We start from the raw sequence: 16,803 nt of genomic DNA, 5'->3' as shown, positions 1-16,803 counted from the left end.
GCTGGCGCTGCAGACCGCCCCGGGTGGCGCCCGGTACCTAGCGGGGTTCCAGCACCAGGGGAAGGTTGTCCATCGGCTTGGCAAAGGGGAAGTGCTGAATTTTCCCCGGGAACTGGTCAGTTTTGGCAAAACGGATACGGTATCGCATCACCAATTGGGCCAGCGTGCATTTGAAGAGCATGTCCGCAAAATGCAGGCCAATGCACTTGTGCGCACCGCCGCCGAAGGGCGCCCACAGAAAGGAGTGCTGCTTGTGCTCTTCGCGGGCGAATCGATCGGGATCAAAGCGGTGAGGGTCGCGCCACCATGCCTCCATGCGCTGCACATACAGTGGCGACACCTGCACCATGGTATCCGGCGCCAGCGTATGGCCGCCCACTTCCACTTCTTTCACGGTGCGACGCATAAACATGGGTACGGGCGGATTCAGTCGCAACGTTTCCTTGAAGCAATGATCGAGGTCAGGCACCGCTGTACCGAGATCATCATACTCCAAGGCTGGCTTATCCAAGCACTTTAGCTCCTCATACAAACGATCCTGCCAGGCGATATCGTTGGCCAGGTAATAACTCGCCATGCTCAGGGCACTGGTAGTTGTGTCATGTGCGGCCAGCAGCAGGAAAATAAGGTGTTCACCGACAACCTGTTCAGAGTAGTACTCGCCCTGCTCTGATCGCTCGTTGGCAAAATACGTGGCCATGTCGCTACCACTGACACCACGCCGCTGCGGCACCAGGTCAACGAAAAAACGTTCCAGGGCGCGTCGACCGTTCATCCCCTTGCGATACTTGAGACCCGGCCAATCCTTGCGGATCAACGCCATGGGGCCCTCGTTCATATCAAGAAAAGACTGATTCAGGGCCCGCGTCTCAGCCCCCTCCATATCCAGACCCAGAAACACCTTGGCGCCCACATCCAGCAGCAATGTCTTTACATTGGGATAGAACTGAAAATCGTCGCACTTGCCCCACTGGCTGATCTGCGCCTCAATAATCGGTTGCATCAGGTCCACATAAGATCGCATGGCGTCGATCTTGAACGCGGTCTGCATAATGCGTCGATGAAACTTGTGCTCGTCGAAATCCTTCATCAACAAGCCGCCGGCGAAGAAATCACCCATAGGGCCGTCGTAACCCATGCGCGTCGAAAAGCTACGACTGCTGTCCAGGGTCATCTGCTGGACATACTCCGGGCCCAGCGCCACCACCATTTTCTGGAACGTCAGGCTGGCCTTGAACACGTCACCGTACTGCTGATAATGCTTGTGCAGTACCTTGTAGGGATCCATGACGAAGGCGAACGTATCCCCCAGCAGGGGCGTACCAAAACTTCCGGGAATGTGACTTAGGCGCTTATTGTCCGGACGTTGCGCATAATCCGGCACTGAGAATTCCATTATGATTATCTTCCAGCAGCAATCGAATTGTTGATAGTCTATTGCTCTACGCGTGCCCCAGCAACGGTAGATCAATCATCTAACTGCGCTTGGAGACCTTTTGTCAACCTGTAGCCAAACCATTACGCGAGTAACCATCATGGCCTACTGGCTGTTTAAAACAGAGCCGGATGAATTCAGTATCGACGATTTACAGGCCCTGGGTGAAACCCCCGAGCCCTGGGATGGCATCCGCAATTATCAAGCGCGCAACCTGCTGCGCGACGCTGTCGCCGAGGGGGATGAAGTTTTTATCTATCACTCGAGTTGCAAGCATATTGGTGTGGCAGGAACCGCCACCGTCGTGCGTGCCGCCTATCCGGACCCCGACCAGTTCAACCCGGCTCACAAGTACTTCGATGCCAAGGCAGCACCCGATAACGTACGCTGGTATCGGGTCGACGTGGTGTTCCAACGCAAGTTTCAACGCCTTGTTACCCTGGCAGACATCAAAGCCATGCCGGGGCTGGAGAATATGATGCTGTTAAAGCAGGGGCGCCTGTCCATTCAACCAGTAACGCCCCCGGAGTGGGCCACCATTATCACCACCAGTGAGACCGATGTATGAGTAATACCCAACGCCCGGGCGATGGCACCCTGGAACCTCTCGAGGAACTGAACGCGCAGTTGGCCTTCACCGAAGACGCTAATCGGCCGGACGCCGTCGCCGGCCGACACGCCAAAGGCTATCGCACTGCCAGAGAAAACCTGCACGATCTGGTGGACGAAGGGTCCTTTGTTGAATATGGACAGCTGGCAGTGGCTGCCCAACGTGGCCGCCGCGATCTGGGCGACCTGCGCACCAATACACCGGCCGATGGCGTCATCACCGGCCTCGCCACGATCAACGCACAAGGCGTGGGAGAAGCATCGGCACGAGCGGCAGTCATCATCAATGACTACACCGTGCTGGCGGGCACCCAGGGCTACTACCACCACATGAAGCTCGACCGCATTATCGGACTTGCCAGGGAGCGTAGCTTGCCGACTGTCATGTATACCGAAGGTGGCGGCGGACGCCCCGGCGATACCGACATCACCACCACCAGCGGTGGCCTCAACGTGAGTTCGTTTGTCGAGTGGGCGAGGCTGTGTGACGAGGTACCTACCATTGCAGTGAATAACGGCTACTGTTTTGCCGGTAACGCGGCCCTGTTCGGTTGCGCCGACGTGCGCATCGCCACACGCAACTCCTGGATAGGCATGGCCGGCCCAGCCATGATTGAAGGTGGCGGCCTGGGGAGCTATGCCCCAAAAGAAATTGGCCCCAGCGAGGTTCACGAAGATAATGGCGTTGTCGATGTTGTCGTTGATGACGAAGCACAGGCCACGGCACTCGCCCAGCGCATTCTCAGCTACGCCCAGGGTATGAGCCAGTCGTGGCAATGCGCTGACCAGACGCGGCTGCGCACGGCCATGCCGGCGGATCGGCGCTTTGCCTACGATGTTCGCAACATTATCGAGACGGTTGCGGACACCGATAGTTTCACCGAACTGACCCGAGGTTTCGGCGGTGCCATCATCACCGGTTTTATGCGCATAGAAGGCCGCCCGCTTGGCCTTCTGGCCAACGATTGCAAAGTGCTCGGCGGTGCCATTGACAGCGAGGCGGCCGACAAGGCCACGCGTTTTCTGGCGCTGTGTAATAAGTGGCAGCTCCCTATGGTCTCGCTGTGTGACACTCCCGGATTTATGGTGGGCCCCGCCAGTGAAGTTGCCGGTGCCCCCATACGTATGGGCGCCATGTTCGGTGCCGGAGCGCGCCTACAGGTACCCCTCGTGTGCCTGGTATTGCGCAAAGCGTATGGGCTCGGCGCTATGGCTATGGCCGGTGGCGGATTTCACATCCCCACCTACACCGGCGCCTGGCCTACCGGCGAGACCGGACCGATGGGACTTGAAGGTGCGGTCAAACTTGGATTTCGCAGGGAACTGAAGGCCCAGGAAACACTCCAGCAACGCGAGGCGATGTTCAATGAACTGGTCGAGGCTCTCTACCAGAAAGGGAAAGCGACCGAATCGGCTGCTACAATTGAGATAGATGGCGTATTCGATCCGGCTGACAGCCGCCGAACGATTATGCGCGCACTGGCCTAGACCCGGCCACAGAGAAGGAGCTGAGCTTCGACATAACGCAACAACTTTAGGGGGAAAAATATGCTGTTTTTAACGATTTTATCCTTTATTGCGCTGCTAGCTGTAGGTTGCGCCAATGACACCACACCACCAGGCCCACACAAAGTGATAGGGCCACTATCGGTGATGTTGTACGATACTAAACGCAACAGACATCTCGAAGTCGTGTTCTGGCACCCCGAGGCCCTGGCCGACGAGTCTCCCCTGGTGGTCTACGCACATGGCTTTGACGGCGACCCCGAGGATTCCACCTGGCTCACCAATCACCTCGCGAGCCAGGGCTATGTTGTCGCGGCACCGCGCTTCCCAGGCACCAATGCCGACCTGAGCAGCGATCATCTACAATTGAACGATGTTATTAACCAACCCGCCGACGTCAGTCGCGCCATTGATTTAGCCCTGGGTGATGTACCAGGCGCTCCCGCCGACCTGGCAGGTAAAATAGATGCACAACGCATTGCGCTAATCGGACGGTCACTGGGCGGGCTAACCACCTACCTCGCCGGCTACGATCCTGAACTAATGGAGCCGCGCCTCACCGCAGCCGTCGGCCTCGCCCCCGGTGCAGGCGATATTTTTTATCCCCCTTTTTACGCGCACCGCGATCTGCCGCTACTCATCATTCACGGTGACAAGGACATGCTGGTTGACTATCCCGCCACCAGTGCGCGCAGCCATGCGCGGTCCTCAGCGCCTAGGGTGTTGGCAAAACTGGTCGGGGGCACACACATGGGCTTTGCTGATTTCCCGTGGCTGGGATTCAACCCGGACGCAATGTTCTGCACCTTTTTTGGCAGCACTTTCGACCAGGATCCGGCGGATATTACTTTTCACAGCGAGCTGGCCAGACGGCAACCCGATAGCGGCGTCGGTGACTATACCGACTCTCCACCCTGCACCTTCGACGTGCCTGAGGTTGCCACCATGAGCATTCCCCGTCAGCACGCGCTCAGTAAGGCGTTGATCAACAGTTTTCTGGCGACCCAATTGCGGGACGCGCCATTGGATCAATATCAGGCAGGTACCCGGCAATTGGCAGCCGACAACGCAGACCTCGAAATAGCGGTGGCGCTCTAGCGTCAATCGGTTCGGCCTCTACAGGAACAAGCGACGCAACTGCGATACCAGGAAAGCGCTGGCGGCATGAACAACATGGCGTTCCGGCGAGCTTGTATATTGGCGCTCCAAAACCTGCTCTGTACGACTAGCAACCGTGACCGCATACTGAGCCAGGATGTGAGACTCAATGTTGGATGGTGTGCATAACACGCCGTGGAGGGCCTGGCCGATAACGAGATTATCGGCGCCACCAGCCTAGAGGAAGGTGCACTGAGAACCCATCTCGGCAAATCGCCTGCGCACCTGCTGCGGGCCACGTCTCTGGCACAATCTCAGGAACGTTGCACCGCAGTCAAGGATTCCCGACAGCTGCTGGTAGATGTGGACGAATACCTGAGCGCCAAGCCCGAAGGGGCGGAGATCAGCAATGAGTACCTGATGGAGCAGATTCGCCAGCGACAGGAGTGTTGATTGGGCAACTGGAAACCCACGGCACAATCCTTCATTATGCACTGTCACAGCATCATCTCCGATGCACCACTTTCAATCTGAGGTGACCGTGACTCTACTCCGCAACCTGGTTCTCATGTCGCTGGCAGCCCTTACTGCCTGCAGCGAGAACAGCAATACACCGGCGCCCGCCGCCCCCACACCACCGCCCCAGGCTGCAGCCGAAGCTACGCTTCCGGATGCCAGTACGCGCTTTGAGCAACTGCTGGAATACAGCTACGCCCAGGATCTGGTCCGGGCCCCCTATACGGCCAGTTATCGTGGCCAACCCACCGACAATGGCAAGTGGAACTCCGTTTCGGAGGCACACCTGTCTGAGAGTCAGGCGCTGCGTGAAGAGCGCCTCGCTGCACTCGATGACATTGATACCGCGGCGCTGTCTGAAAATCTCAGATTGTCCAAGCAGTTATTCCGCAGCGATCTGGAACGTCGCAGCGCATCAGATGAATTTCGCCATCACAAGTACGTGATTCATCAGTATCGCGGGCCACATACTCAGGTAGCCAGTAACCTGATCAATGTGCATACCGTGGCCAATGCCGAGGACGCCCACGACTATATCAGCAGAATCGAGGACACCGGTCGCTGGTTCGATGAGGTCATCGAGCAACTACGCATCCGCGAGAAGAAAGACATGTTCCTGGCAGATTGGGCCTACCCGCAGATGATTGAAGCTGCCGGCAACGTGATCAGCGGCGCGCCCTTTGACGATGGTGAGGACTCAACCATCTGGGCCGACTTCCAGGCCAAGTTGACTGCCATCGATCTACCCGCGGAAGAACGGGCCGAATTGCTCGAACTCGGTAGAGCCGCGCTGCTAAGTTCACTGGCACCGGCCTATCAACGCCTGATCGCTGAACTTGAACACCAGGCCCCGTTGGCGCCCGCCAAAGACGGCGTCTGGAAGTTTCCCGATGGCGACGCCTTCTACGCCGAACGCCTGCGCTGGTTCACCACCACTGAACTCAGTGCCGACGAGGTACATAACATTGGTTTGAACGAGGTGGATCGAATCCACGGTGAAATGCGCGCCATCATGCAGACAGTTGAATTCGATGGCGACCTGGCCGCCTTCTTCGAGTTCATGCGCAGTGACGCCCAGTTCTACTACCCCAACACCGACGAGGGCAGAGAAGACTACATGGCCGAGGCTACCCGTATGATCGATGTCATGCGTACACGCCTGCCGGAACAGTTTGGACTCTTCCCCCAGGCACCGCTGAAGGTTAAACGAGTTGAAGCGTTCCGTGAACGCTCTGCCGGTAAAGCGTTTTACCAACGGCCACCGGCCGACGGAAGCCGCCCGGGAATTTACTACGCCAACCTGTATGACATGAGCCAGATGCCCAAGTATCAAATGGAGGCCCTGGCCTACCACGAGGGCATCCCCGGTCACCACATGCAGCTGGCCATCTCCGTGGAACTGGAGGGCGTCCCTGAATTCCAGAAGCACACCACCTTTACAGCGTTCACCGAAGGCTGGGGCCTTTACAGCGAGCTGCTGCCAAAGGAGATGGGATTTTATGAAGACCCCTACTCAGACTTCGGCCGCCTGGCCATGGAACTCTGGCGCGCCGCGCGGCTGGTGGTGGATACTGGCATTCACAGCAAACAGTGGACACGCCAACAGGCTATTGACTACCTGATCGAAAACACTCCCAACCCCGCCGGTGATGCCCGAAAAGCCATTGAACGCTATATAGCCATGCCCGGGCAGGCCACGGCCTATATGATCGGCAAACTCAAGATTGTCGAACTGCGCGAGAAGGCGCGCACTGCCATGGGTGAGGATTTCGACATCCGCGCATTCCACGATGAAGTGCTTAAAGACGGCCCAGTACCACTGTCTATCCTAGAGCAGAAGATCGACGCCTTGATAACGGCAAGTCAAGGCGACTAGTTGCGCATCACGTAAGAATTCGGTCTCAGCCGCCAGTGGAACTCGCAGCCATTGACCATACCAGGAAGGGGGACAAATAGGCTCGCCCCCGACTTACAATCAGGGTCGCGCAGACCTTCTGCCATCACAGCCAACAAACCACCTCTCACCCGCTTTTGCCGCTCAAAGCGCGCCCAAAGTGATACCGAATTCTTATCAATGCTGGCGAATACCACTTCAAGGACGATGCTGTTATTCAGATCCATAGTGATAGGCATACCGGCTTGACCGTCATGCCTGCTACCGGGCCACTGATGCGTTACGAAACGCCACCCATCACGCTGCTGCAACCAGTAGCCGCTACGTGCACCATCGCCTGACACCGAAATATCCAGTCAATCGTTGGGGTCAGCTGCGCCGAGAAACCGAGGGCGGCATCCGCGCCCAGCGCCGCCCGAAGCATCTCCCAGATAATCAGCAGGAAAAGTCGTAGAGGACCCGCTACAGCCAGCGCAGGCCCTCGGGCTCTACAACAGAATGCGTGCGGTCAATAATGCGTTTGACTTGCGCCATCTGACTAAAGCTGGCGAACACATCGGCAATCATCAGCACGCCAAGCAATGGCGGCAATATGCCGGGGCCAGCCACACTGAGCAACAGCGCTACTGCAAGCGGAGAGATACCAAAAATGCACGCGCCGAAAGCAGAAATTGTCGCAGAGTAACTCTGCATGTCGCTAGGTATACCAACGGTGCATAGAAAAACGCAAGCTATTGCTCACTGCCTTCCAGTGCGGACTGCCTAGAAAATCCGCGACGGGTCGGAGCATGTTGTGGGCGGCGAGTGCAAACGGGAACCGGCTCATGGCGCGGCTGCGCCCGGTACTCGCTAAGTATCAACCAAGCAGGCCAATCAGCACATCGAAGGACGTATACGGGATTATCGCGGTTTACGCACCATCTCACAGAGTTGGGACACGCCGGCCTGCAGTTCGCGCTCCGTCACCGCCAGGTCGACCAGATCGACCAGATCGACCAGACTACCACCCGCTCTTGCGTGGCTTTCAACGTCGCGAAGCCGCGCAGCCACCGTGGGCAGACCAAAACTACCGCAGTTGCTCGCCAGCGTGTGTGCCTCGCGCTCCAGGTCTTTGCTGCAACCAGCCGCCTGCAGCGCAGGCCAGCGCCGTTCTACTTCAGCGCGAAATTTTTCAATAACACTGACCAGATTGTCGTCGCCAATCTGCTGCCGCAGTGCCTCGACTGTATGCACATCTGCCAGCGATGGCGACGCCTCTGCATCTGGCGTATTATCCGACTCCGCTTGATCGGCCGCTTCCGAGCACTCCTGCGGTATATACTGGGCTAGTACCTTTACCAGCGCATGCTCTTCCAACGGTTTAACCAGATAGCCGTTCATACCGCTATCTTTACTCGCCTTGCGCTCCTTGTCGCCTGTATAGGCAGACAATGCTATGACGGGCAATGCATCCGAATCCCGTATGGCGCGAATACGGCGCGTGGCCTCATATCCATCCATCCCGGGCATGCTGATGTCCATGAGTACGAGATCAAATGGCTCGCTTTCAACCAGCGCGACTGCATCCTCACCAGAAACTGCCGTGGTGATCGTCAGCCCTTGATCCTGGAGAATCATACTCATGAGCATCAGGTTGGTTTCATTGTCGTCAACCAGCAACAGACGGCCCGTGAATTGGGTATCGACAATGAAAACTTCATCCTCTTTCTCTAGCGGCGCCTCGACAGCTTCCAACGGTAGTTCTATCCAGAAGCGTGACCCCGTCCCTTCGCTAGAGATCAGTCCAATATCTCCACCCATCGCCGATACACTGCGTCGGGCAATATCCAGACCCAAACCACTGCCAACCTCCATTGCCGAAGAATTGGCGTCCTTACCGGTGTCAAATGGTTCGAATATTGTCGGTTGTGCTTCCAGCGGGATACCAATACCAGTGTCAGTAACCTCCAGACGCAGTGTCATTCCCTCAGATCGCCCTCGGTCAACATCAATACGAATCTCACCCGTCTCGGTAAACTTGATCGCATTAATCAGGAAGTTGAGTATGACCTGGCGTAGCGATTCCACATCGCCCCAGAAAAAGAGGGGGATGGTGTCGTTAAAATCTAGACGAAGATCCAGCTTTTTCTCCAGTGCACGCGGTCGGACGATGTCAATGACAGACTCCAGCGCCTCTGAGAGATTAAACTCTACAGGGCCCGAGCCCGCCTCTGCGGCTTCAAGCTTGGCGATATCCAGGACGTAATTAATGGTTTCCAGCATATGATCGGAGGATTTATTAGCCAGTTCCAATAAATCTGCTGCACGTGGTGGAAGCACTTCTTTCTGCATAAGTGACATCGCGCTGATAATACCGTTTAGCGGTGTGCGCATTTCGTGACTCATTTGCGAAAAAAACGCATTGCGCGCCGCTTGGGCGGATTCAAGTTTTTCCTTGGCCTGGCTCAGCTCTCCATTCAAGCGCTCCAAATCCGCCACCATACTCGCATCCGAAGCCATGTAGAGCAGCTGATCGAGCTGTACGTCCTGGTGTGAAAAGTCACTCAAACCCAACTTCTTGTCTTCACAATTCGCGTTCATCCAGTACAACCAGGGCGCGCCGCAGAATACCAAGCACTCTTGAAAAGGGTCTGGCTCGTGAATTAATTGCCCCCTGATAGCGAACTTCTGATCACGGGACGTCAGCAAATATAATGTATCGAGCCTCCGTAGAAATTCGTCGAAATGCCGTAAATCTCTAGGACGCACAAGTTGAAAAACGTCTTCCAGGCGTGGCTGCGAAGTCAGGCTGGGCATATGGCGCAGGAGGGTGTCACTGGCAAAGATAATGTCCAGACGACGATCCAACACCATCACCACAGAGAACAAATCCAACAGGGATTGCAGATGATGTTCCCCCTTGATGTCGCTAAGGATAGTCAACTAACACTCACCTCATACACTGCGTGGGTACCCTGCTCAGTCGGTTGATCAGTGCGGCTGTGAATTTCGAGATCGGCATCAAAGCGTATGGCGAGGCCCTTCAACAATCCATCAACGAAGGGGACAAGGCCTTCCCGCTTACTCATGTAGTGAATTCGGTAGCGAGGTGGCTCAAGATCTTCCACCATGAACTCAGGCGGCACGTAGTCGAGAAAAGTGCCTGTGATTCGGTCATGCAACGAATTCATGTTGGACAAAAATTCCACCATGGTATCTCCCGAGGCATCCATTAGGGTGCCGTAGGATTTGGAGGCCGTCTCCAGCACCCAGTACTCGCCAAACATCTCAAGGCATTTCGCTATCGGCGCTCCCAGTACCTCTGACGCCGCACCCACGAGCTTATAGGTGACCTCGTCGTCATAGTGGCGCATGGTCAGGAAGGAATCCTCCGGCATGCCCGAATGCTCCAACACTTTGCTCCACTCCTGCTCACCAAACTGCTGGAGGATCATACTCTGTAGCGCCTTGTTGATAAGTCCATACATGATCTTCACTCCCGTTCAAAAAGGCCCATCAAGCTCGAATCTTCTTCCAACCCTGAAGTTTTCGATAAATCGTTGAAGGTGAGACTTCAAGCAGCCCTGCCGCCTGATTGATATTGCCGCTGCATACATCAATGGCCGACTCAATCGCATTTTTTTCTGTTAACCACAGTGGCTCTATTTGTTCTCTACGTGCAACATGATCGGCCTCATGTAGATTATCTGAAGCGCTGGCATTCGCTCTTGGCTTTATCGCGACTGCGGACAATACACTGGATTCGACCTCCAGCTGACCTGAAGTTACCTCGTGGGGGAGCATTGAGTGCTCAACCCGATCGCCATTGTTAAGCACCACCAATTGATGCATGGCATTTTGTAGCTGGCGAACATTGCCTGGCCATGCATAGTGGCGAATGGCCTCTTCCGCCTTTTCACTGAAACCGCGGAAAACCTTGTTCTCCCGCTCACTAAAAACCGATAGAAAACACCGGGCAATCAATAACACATCATCGTCCCGCTCGCGCAATGGGGGTAGTCTGACGGGCACCACATGCAGTCTATAGAAAAGGTCCTCTCGAAAGCGCCCTTCGCGCACTTCGAGGATGGGATCGCGGTTAGTCGCACAGACAAACCGCACATCAACTTTTTCGAGCTCATTGCTACCGACCTTGCGAAACGTACCTGTCTGAATAAAGCGCAGAAGTTTCTTTTGTAGATCAAGGCTCATTTCGCAGATTTCGTCTAGAAACAGCGTGCCTCCGTTGGCGACGCTGGCGGCACCCTCACGGTTACTACTGGCACCCGTGAACGCCCCCTTTAGATGGCCAAACAATTCACTCTCCATGAGCTCGCCGGGGATGGCGCCGCAGTTTATCGCGATAAAGGCTTTATCACGGCGTTCACTATGCTGGTGGACAGCTTCGGCAGCCAGCTCTTTTCCTGTCCCACTTTCACCCACGATGAACCCGGTCGCATCGCTAGCAGCGAGCGAGTCAATCGTCCTGTACACAGACTGCATCGCCGTCGACTTACCGATGAAATCCCCATAGCCATCGCGCTCACGTAGTGTTAAATCTCTGACTTGCTTGCCAAGGCGCAATTGAGATGCAGCATTGTCCAGAGTGACGCGTAACCGAGCAGCGTCAAACGGCTTGGTTAGGAAGTCAAACGCGCCCATCTGAATCGCTTCTACGGCCATTTCGGACGTACCGTGCGCCGTCATGACGATGACCTGCGCGGGATTCTTCATGGCCTGAATCTCGGCCAGAAAATCCATTCCATTACCGTCTGGGAGCTGAATATCAAGAAGTACAATGTCCGGTTGGAACGCACCGTATGTAGCATGAGCCCTTCCCAGCGAATCAACCGCGACCACCTGATACTGCTCGTCAGGTAGGTAGGCTTTATATACCTCAGCGAGGGAAGCACTGTCTTCAATCATTAATAGTCTAAGTGCCTTTGTCATGGGACGTTACTCCTTACTGGGCGCTCGTTGACAGCGCAACCAACGATTGAAGAATGCTCATCTACACTGCTGGAAAACGCAACAGCATCTTTTGTAGTTCGAGACTCATTTCGCAAATTTCGCAAATTTCGCAAATTTCGCAAATTTTGCAAAGAAAAAATGTGCCGCCATTGGCAACATTGGCAACGCCCTCTCGGTTACTGCTGGCACCTGTAAATGCGACTTTGATATAGCCGACCAACTCACTCGTTATCAGTTCACAGGGAATCGTGCTACAGCTAATCGAAATAAAGGCATTGCCGCAGCGTTTCCTGTGCTGGTGAGCGGATTCAGCTGCGAGCTCTTTACCTGTGCCGCTCTCTCCGACAACAAACCCGATCGCATCACTGTAAGCTAGCGAGTCGATAGTCTTATCCACAGACTGCATCGCCGCCGACCGAGCGATGAAAATCACGTAACCATTCCGCTCTCGCGACGGCTACTCTATTATCGGCCTGCACAGTCGTTTCTTTAATGCAGTATTTTCCAACGCGACCCGCGAACGCGCAGCATCAAACGGCTTGCTGAAGAAATCGAACGCCCGCTCCTGGATCGCTTCTGAGGCCATTTCTGATGTACCGTGCGCGGTCATCACGATGAGCTGGACGGGATTCTCAATGGCGCGAGTTTCGCTTACGAAATCCAAGCCGCTAACCTCGGGGAGCTGAGTATCCAGAAAAACTGTCACCGGCGGAAACGCCCTGTGAGTGGCTCGAGCCCTTCCCACAGAATCGACCGCGACCACCTGACACTGCTCGTCAGGTAGGTAGATTTTGTAAACCTCAGCGCGGGGAACACTGTGTTCAATCATTAAGAACATAAGTGCCTGTGTCATGAGAGGTTACTCCCTAATGGGCGCTCATTGACAGCGCTACCAACTATCGAAGAACGCTCGTCTAGTCCAATGGTAAGTGGGCGGTGCACCACCTCCAGACTTGCAAGTGCCAGAGCAAGCGAACCCAGGGTAATTCCCTGTGCGTATGCCAGCCCGGGATTGAGCATGAGATTGAATGTCTGGGCCGTCATGAACATAAGCATTGCCCAGATCAGTGGTTGTATCGCCCCCTCTCGCTCCCTGTGGAAGATATTGGCCCGCCATAGCGCAAGCCATATCTTGCAGTGCATAAATAGATACAGGGAGACGCCGATCAAACCATACTTGTAGCCGGTGCCCACAAGCCCAAGGTCGGAGGGGTAAAAGTAGAATGCGACGATGTCCTGATAAGAGAGACCATAGGCACTGTCTTCGCCGGCGCCCAGCAAAGGATGCCTCAGAATAAGCTCTAGTGCAGAGGCAAAAGCCTTGGCGCGAATCGTGCCGCCATCTGCACTTAGAAAGTAATTGAGGGCCAGGTGACCCATGACTGGCGCAGCTAGCAAGGCGAGCGGCGCTGCGACAAGAATCAATTGCACACGCGAGCGACTAGCCAGAAAAATAGGATAAAGAATTACTGACAGCGCCATGGTCGCCAGTGTGGCGCGGTACAGCACGATACTCCAAATATATCCGCCGAGGGCGATAACTAAAATTGCGCCCAGAACAGACACCTTGCTTCTGGCCTGTGCTATTAATGCCAGTCCCGCCAGCAGTGCTACCATAATGGCAAACAGCGGCGGCTTAAGACGAAAACCACGCCACTCATCGTAGGTCACCAGGTTACTCTTGGTGTGATCGCTGGAAAAAAATACCTCACGTAAATCCATCGTGGCATAGAAAAAAAGATAGTTGAGCATGAGCGCCACCAGCGCTACCCACACCACGCTATGAACATCCCGTGTTGCCATGCCACAACGACAAAGAAGATAAATTCCAGGGCCGAGAAAACCTAACAGGAACTCTCTGGCTGAGAAAAAGCTATAGACAGGATTGCCGGCGTAGTTAATGTTAAACACCAGTGCGCTCACTACCATAATGCCGACAATAAGAAGCGCGGGCGCCATGACCCAGCGGTACCAGTCCGCAGCCGGAAGCATGAACAGGCCACGCCAGGCACCCAGCAGATAGAGTCCTAGCGAGGCTGCTATTCCCAATTCCTGCAGGCGATTGGCAAAGTAGTAGCGACCTCCCTGAAAGCCGGCAAATATCGCGATGAACACCAGCAACATAATGATAAAGCGCAGATTCAGCGGCAGGCTTATAGGCGTGACAGAGGTTGCGTGCTTAGCCAATGTACTCATGATACGGGCGCCTTAAGCTTGGCCGCGCCCACTATCACCGCAAGCACTGTGCGGACGTTGGCATATTCACCATGGAATAGCTTGCGCACCAATTGCAGCGCCGCCACGAGATAACAGAATGGCAGCCTAAGCGGGTAGTGCTTACGCATGAAAATCAAACGGCTGCGATACATGTGACCATCAGCAAACGCCGATGCACTGCGCTGCCAGCCGGACGATCCAATAGAACTACCTTCGCGGTGGTATAGTCGCGCACCCTCGGCTATTACCATCGGAAAGCGGTTGGCGTTGCGGGTGAACCAATCGATTTCCTCGTAGTATAGAAAGTAGTGTTCGCCAAGCAAACCGACCTGCTCCAGGGCAGCGCGGGGGATAAGCATCGAACAACCACTCAGGTAGTCGAGCTTTTTCACTGTAAAATCGGTACTGGGTAGTTCCCCTTCGGGCAAAAAGCGCCCCTCTGAACAGGCAGCTACTCCTGTATAGGCATTGAAGCGATTCCCGCCCACAGCCTGAATGATGTCGGGCTGGTCAAAAAAGTGAATGACCGATCCGCAAACGGCGCGGTCTTGCTCCCGCGCGAGCCGATTGCGCATCCTTAACAGACAATCTGGTTCCACCAAAGTGTCGTTGTTCAGTAACCAGACACAATCCATATCGGGCTGCGCGAGTGCCAGCCTGAGCCCCACATTATTGCCTGCTGCGAAACCCAGGTTGGCGCCGTTATCAACTAGCACTAGATCAGTAGACGCAGAGACGCTCGTGGACAGCGATTGCTTGCGATCAATGCGCACTGTCTGCGGCCGCTTGGTCTGCTTACCAAACAAGCCCGCCAATCGAGGTTCGCTTGGTATCACACTGGCAAGCGTACCTTCTGCCCAGGCTGCGATATGGTCAAGGCTGCCGTCTCCCGATGCGTTGTCACAAACAACGGCACACATAGGAACGCCCTCACTGGCAAACATAGTTTCCAGGCAGGCAATCGTGTCCTGCCAGCCTCGCCAGTTAAGCAGCACGACATACGCCCGCTTATCCACGCTGAGGCACCTCACCGCAGAGCATGTTAAGGAGCTGCTGGTCGGTCAGCGGAGTATCCGGCATGCCCAGTCCAGCCATGACGAACATCTGCCTCACATGAGCATTAATTCCGCTAAACACAAAACCACCCTGGGACTCCGGATCGCGCTGGAAAAATGGGCTTAGGGCGACTATCGCGGAACTGTGCAGCAGCGTGACGCCGCGCAAATCGATATAACAATCGCGATCGCGACTAGCGTGTCCGAGAGATTCAATGAATCCCGTAGCTGCAAAATCACTGGCACTGACCTCGCCGCCAATAAACGTTATCACGCCATCATGTAGTGCATAACTTCGGCAACTGAACGTTCTCCCTTCATCGGTACCAATGACTTCGAGAGTACCAACGTGCTGCCCCTGAACAGCATCCATCGCACGCGTGACAGAAAGATCGCGGCGCAGACGCGGTGAAATACCTAGGCATTGCACATCAAATTGTTTGTGCTGCTGCATTTCGCCGAGGGTGAGCAGGAGCTGGTGGGCCTTGAGTTCAACCCGGCGCACGGCACTGAAATCAAGCAAATGCAGGGTGTTGACGCTTTCGTCATCTCGCAAGCTATCCACCACTGCACGTAGGTAGGCGTAGCCAACCAACGTGGGCAGTCGTAATACGGCCAGGGACTGATCACGGTTCGACCAAAGTCGGTACCAGCGCACCTGCTCTGCACTAGGCAGCGTATGCACCATAAAGTCAGCCAGTTCAGACAACCTGGCTATGGCCAGCGGCAGACTCAGTGCTGCCAGTTTTATCAAGCCGTGGGCGTAACGTCGCCACAGCCTTACTGGATCCTGCAAAATGCGATATACCCACTCAAGGTTCAGTCGTCGCACCCAGGCAGGCGCTCTACGCACCTTACCGATAATGAATTCGAAAGTGCCTCCTACCCCTATCGACACCGGCACCTGCAAACGCTGCCGATTTCGGTTGAACCACAACTCCTGCTTAGGGTTACCCAGGCCCAGTAACAAGATGTCTGCCCCTGATCGGTTGATCTGATCGACAACCGCCTCGTCGTCGGCGTAACAGTTGGCGAGCTCGGGACCAGCTGTATAAACGTATGGCGCAGCGATGCCTGCGATTTTCAACCCAGGGTTAGTCTCTTCAAGCCGCTTTGCCGCCTTTTTCGCAACGCCCGAGCCACCTCCGAGCAGGAAAATGGAGAGCTTGTTATCGCGCGCCAGTGGCGCTAGCGCGGGCACCAGGTCCGACCCACAGACTCGCTGCTTCACCGGGCGGCCCACCAGGCGGCTGAGCCAGACCACAGGAAACCCGTCGGCCGTGACCAGATCGGAGTGGCGCAACACATCCAAAAGTTCAGGATGTCTCGCACGCGAGAACCGGGTGCCCAGCGCGTTGACTAGAAAGTCCACATTCAGCGTAGACACAAGGCGTGCACGACCATCGCGCAGCTTGGCCAATTCAATAATGCGGCTCACGGTCTGCTCAAGACTGAGGTTATCCACGGGGATGCCAAGCGGTGTTACGCAGTCTCGCTCGAGTCTATGAATCATGTAAGTCATT

Annotated in this window: 16 protein-coding genes; 5 read left to right on the top strand and 11 right to left on the bottom strand. The window is 55.4% G+C overall.

Annotated elements, in window-relative coordinates; translation table 11 throughout:
* Positions 1-37: 37 nt before the first annotated feature.
* Complete coding sequence (locus A3709_RS19340) at positions 38-1,396, bottom strand: cytochrome P450 (protein WP_066058435.1); 1,359 nt, start codon at positions 1,394-1,396, stop codon at positions 38-40.
* 139 nt (positions 1,397-1,535) lie between these two features.
* On the opposite strand from A3709_RS19340, the gene A3709_RS19335 reads away from it, so the two are divergent.
* The 5 genes from A3709_RS19335 to A3709_RS19315 all read left to right on the top strand — a co-directional run bounded on the left by A3709_RS19335 (position 1,536) and on the right by A3709_RS19315 (position 7,040).
* Entirely contained in the window at positions 1,536-2,003 is a 468-nt protein-coding gene (locus tag A3709_RS19335) for an EVE domain-containing protein (protein WP_066058688.1), read from the top strand.
* Positions 2,000-3,532, top strand: coding sequence for an acyl-CoA carboxylase subunit beta (locus A3709_RS19330; RefSeq protein WP_066058431.1), 1,533 nt, complete (start codon positions 2,000-2,002; stop codon positions 3,530-3,532). Before A3709_RS19335 ends, A3709_RS19330 begins: the two co-directional genes overlap by 4 nt.
* A gap of 165 nt (positions 3,533-3,697) precedes the next feature.
* Positions 3,698-4,648 carry a hypothetical protein gene (locus tag A3709_RS19325; RefSeq protein ID WP_197484295.1) on the top strand — a complete coding sequence of 317 codons (951 nt, stop codon included), beginning with the start codon at positions 3,698-3,700 and terminating at the stop codon, positions 4,646-4,648.
* Between the two features lie 195 nt (positions 4,649-4,843).
* The gene (locus A3709_RS19320; protein ID WP_066058426.1) at positions 4,844-5,101 is read left to right on the top strand and encodes a hypothetical protein; all 258 of its coding nucleotides are present in this window, start codon (positions 4,844-4,846) and stop codon (positions 5,099-5,101) included.
* Between the two features lie 88 nt (positions 5,102-5,189).
* Complete coding sequence (locus tag A3709_RS19315; RefSeq protein WP_231871249.1) at positions 5,190-7,040, top strand: DUF885 family protein; 1,851 nt, start codon at positions 5,190-5,192, stop codon at positions 7,038-7,040.
* On the opposite strand, the gene A3709_RS19310 is transcribed toward A3709_RS19315, so the two are convergent.
* The 10 genes from A3709_RS19310 to A3709_RS19265 all read right to left on the bottom strand — a co-directional run bounded on the left by A3709_RS19310 (position 7,037) and on the right by A3709_RS19265 (position 16,802).
* Positions 7,037-7,285 carry a hypothetical protein gene (locus tag A3709_RS19310; protein WP_156507856.1) on the bottom strand — a complete coding sequence of 83 codons (249 nt, stop codon included), beginning with the start codon at positions 7,283-7,285 and terminating at the stop codon, positions 7,037-7,039. The genes A3709_RS19315 and A3709_RS19310 overlap by 4 nt on opposite strands.
* A gap of 235 nt (positions 7,286-7,520) precedes the next feature.
* Positions 7,521-7,751 (bottom strand): hypothetical protein, encoded by a 231-nt coding sequence (locus A3709_RS19305; RefSeq protein ID WP_066058419.1) that lies wholly within the window; start codon positions 7,749-7,751, stop codon positions 7,521-7,523.
* 207 nt (positions 7,752-7,958) lie between these two features.
* Positions 7,959-9,980, bottom strand: coding sequence for an ATP-binding protein (locus A3709_RS19300; protein WP_066058417.1), 2,022 nt, complete (start codon positions 9,978-9,980; stop codon positions 7,959-7,961).
* Entirely contained in the window at positions 9,977-10,525 is a 549-nt protein-coding gene (locus A3709_RS19295; RefSeq protein ID WP_066058415.1) for a heme NO-binding domain-containing protein, read from the bottom strand. The genes A3709_RS19300 and A3709_RS19295 overlap by 4 nt, the downstream gene beginning before the upstream one ends.
* Positions 10,526-10,553: 28 nt before the next feature.
* Positions 10,554-11,987 carry a sigma-54 dependent transcriptional regulator gene (locus A3709_RS19290; protein ID WP_066058413.1) on the bottom strand — a complete coding sequence of 478 codons (1,434 nt, stop codon included), beginning with the start codon at positions 11,985-11,987 and terminating at the stop codon, positions 10,554-10,556.
* Positions 11,988-12,048: 61 nt separating this feature from the next.
* Positions 12,049-12,441, bottom strand: coding sequence for a sigma 54-interacting transcriptional regulator (locus tag A3709_RS19285; protein ID WP_066058411.1), 393 nt, complete (start codon positions 12,439-12,441; stop codon positions 12,049-12,051).
* Positions 12,442-12,465: 24 nt separating this feature from the next.
* Positions 12,466-12,861, bottom strand: a complete 396-nt coding sequence (locus tag A3709_RS19280; protein ID WP_066058408.1) for a response regulator — start codon at positions 12,859-12,861, stop codon at positions 12,466-12,468.
* Entirely contained in the window at positions 12,858-14,204 is a 1,347-nt protein-coding gene (locus A3709_RS19275; RefSeq protein WP_066058405.1) for a hypothetical protein, read from the bottom strand. Before A3709_RS19275 ends, A3709_RS19280 begins: the two co-directional genes overlap by 4 nt.
* On the bottom strand, positions 14,201-15,241 hold the full coding sequence (locus A3709_RS19270) for a glycosyltransferase family 2 protein (RefSeq protein WP_231871248.1): 1,041 nt from the start codon (positions 15,239-15,241) through the stop codon (positions 14,201-14,203). The genes A3709_RS19275 and A3709_RS19270 overlap by 4 nt, the downstream gene beginning before the upstream one ends.
* The gene (locus A3709_RS19265) at positions 15,234-16,802 is read right to left on the bottom strand and encodes a WecB/TagA/CpsF family glycosyltransferase (RefSeq protein ID WP_066058400.1); all 1,569 of its coding nucleotides are present in this window, start codon (positions 16,800-16,802) and stop codon (positions 15,234-15,236) included. Before A3709_RS19265 ends, A3709_RS19270 begins: the two co-directional genes overlap by 8 nt.
* Position 16,803 lies beyond the last annotated feature (1 nt).

Source organism: Halioglobus sp. HI00S01, assembly GCF_001635445.1.
Lineage (GTDB): Bacteria > Pseudomonadota > Gammaproteobacteria > Pseudomonadales > Halieaceae > Halioglobus > Halioglobus japonicus.
This window is presented reverse-complemented; position numbering and strand designations above follow the sequence as displayed.

Excerpts from the sequence above, each read along its gene's own strand:
- A3709_RS19340 (WP_066058435.1), bottom strand. The coding sequence starts at position 1,396 with ATGGAATTCTCAGTGCCGGATTATGCGCAACGTCCGGACAATAAGCGC.
- A3709_RS19335 (WP_066058688.1), top strand. The coding sequence starts at position 1,536 with ATGGCCTACTGGCTGTTTAAAACAGAGCCGGATGAATTCAGTATCGAC.
- A3709_RS19330 (WP_066058431.1), top strand. The coding sequence starts at position 2,000 with ATGAGTAATACCCAACGCCCGGGCGATGGCACCCTGGAACCTCTCGAG.
- A3709_RS19325 (WP_197484295.1), top strand. The coding sequence starts at position 3,698 with ATGTTGTACGATACTAAACGCAACAGACATCTCGAAGTCGTGTTCTGG.
- A3709_RS19310 (WP_156507856.1), bottom strand. The coding sequence starts at position 7,285 with ATGGATCTGAATAACAGCATCGTCCTTGAAGTGGTATTCGCCAGCATT.
- A3709_RS19305 (WP_066058419.1), bottom strand. The coding sequence starts at position 7,751 with ATGCAGAGTTACTCTGCGACAATTTCTGCTTTCGGCGCGTGCATTTTT.
- A3709_RS19295 (WP_066058415.1), bottom strand. The coding sequence starts at position 10,525 with ATGTATGGACTTATCAACAAGGCGCTACAGAGTATGATCCTCCAGCAG.
- A3709_RS19290 (WP_066058413.1), bottom strand. The coding sequence starts at position 11,987 with ATGACAAAGGCACTTAGACTATTAATGATTGAAGACAGTGCTTCCCTC.
- A3709_RS19280 (WP_066058408.1), bottom strand. The coding sequence starts at position 12,861 with ATGACACAGGCACTTATGTTCTTAATGATTGAACACAGTGTTCCCCGC.
- A3709_RS19275 (WP_066058405.1), bottom strand. The coding sequence starts at position 14,204 with ATGAGTACATTGGCTAAGCACGCAACCTCTGTCACGCCTATAAGCCTG.
- A3709_RS19265 (WP_066058400.1), bottom strand. The coding sequence starts at position 16,802 with ATGACTTACATGATTCATAGACTCGAGCGAGACTGCGTAACACCGCTT.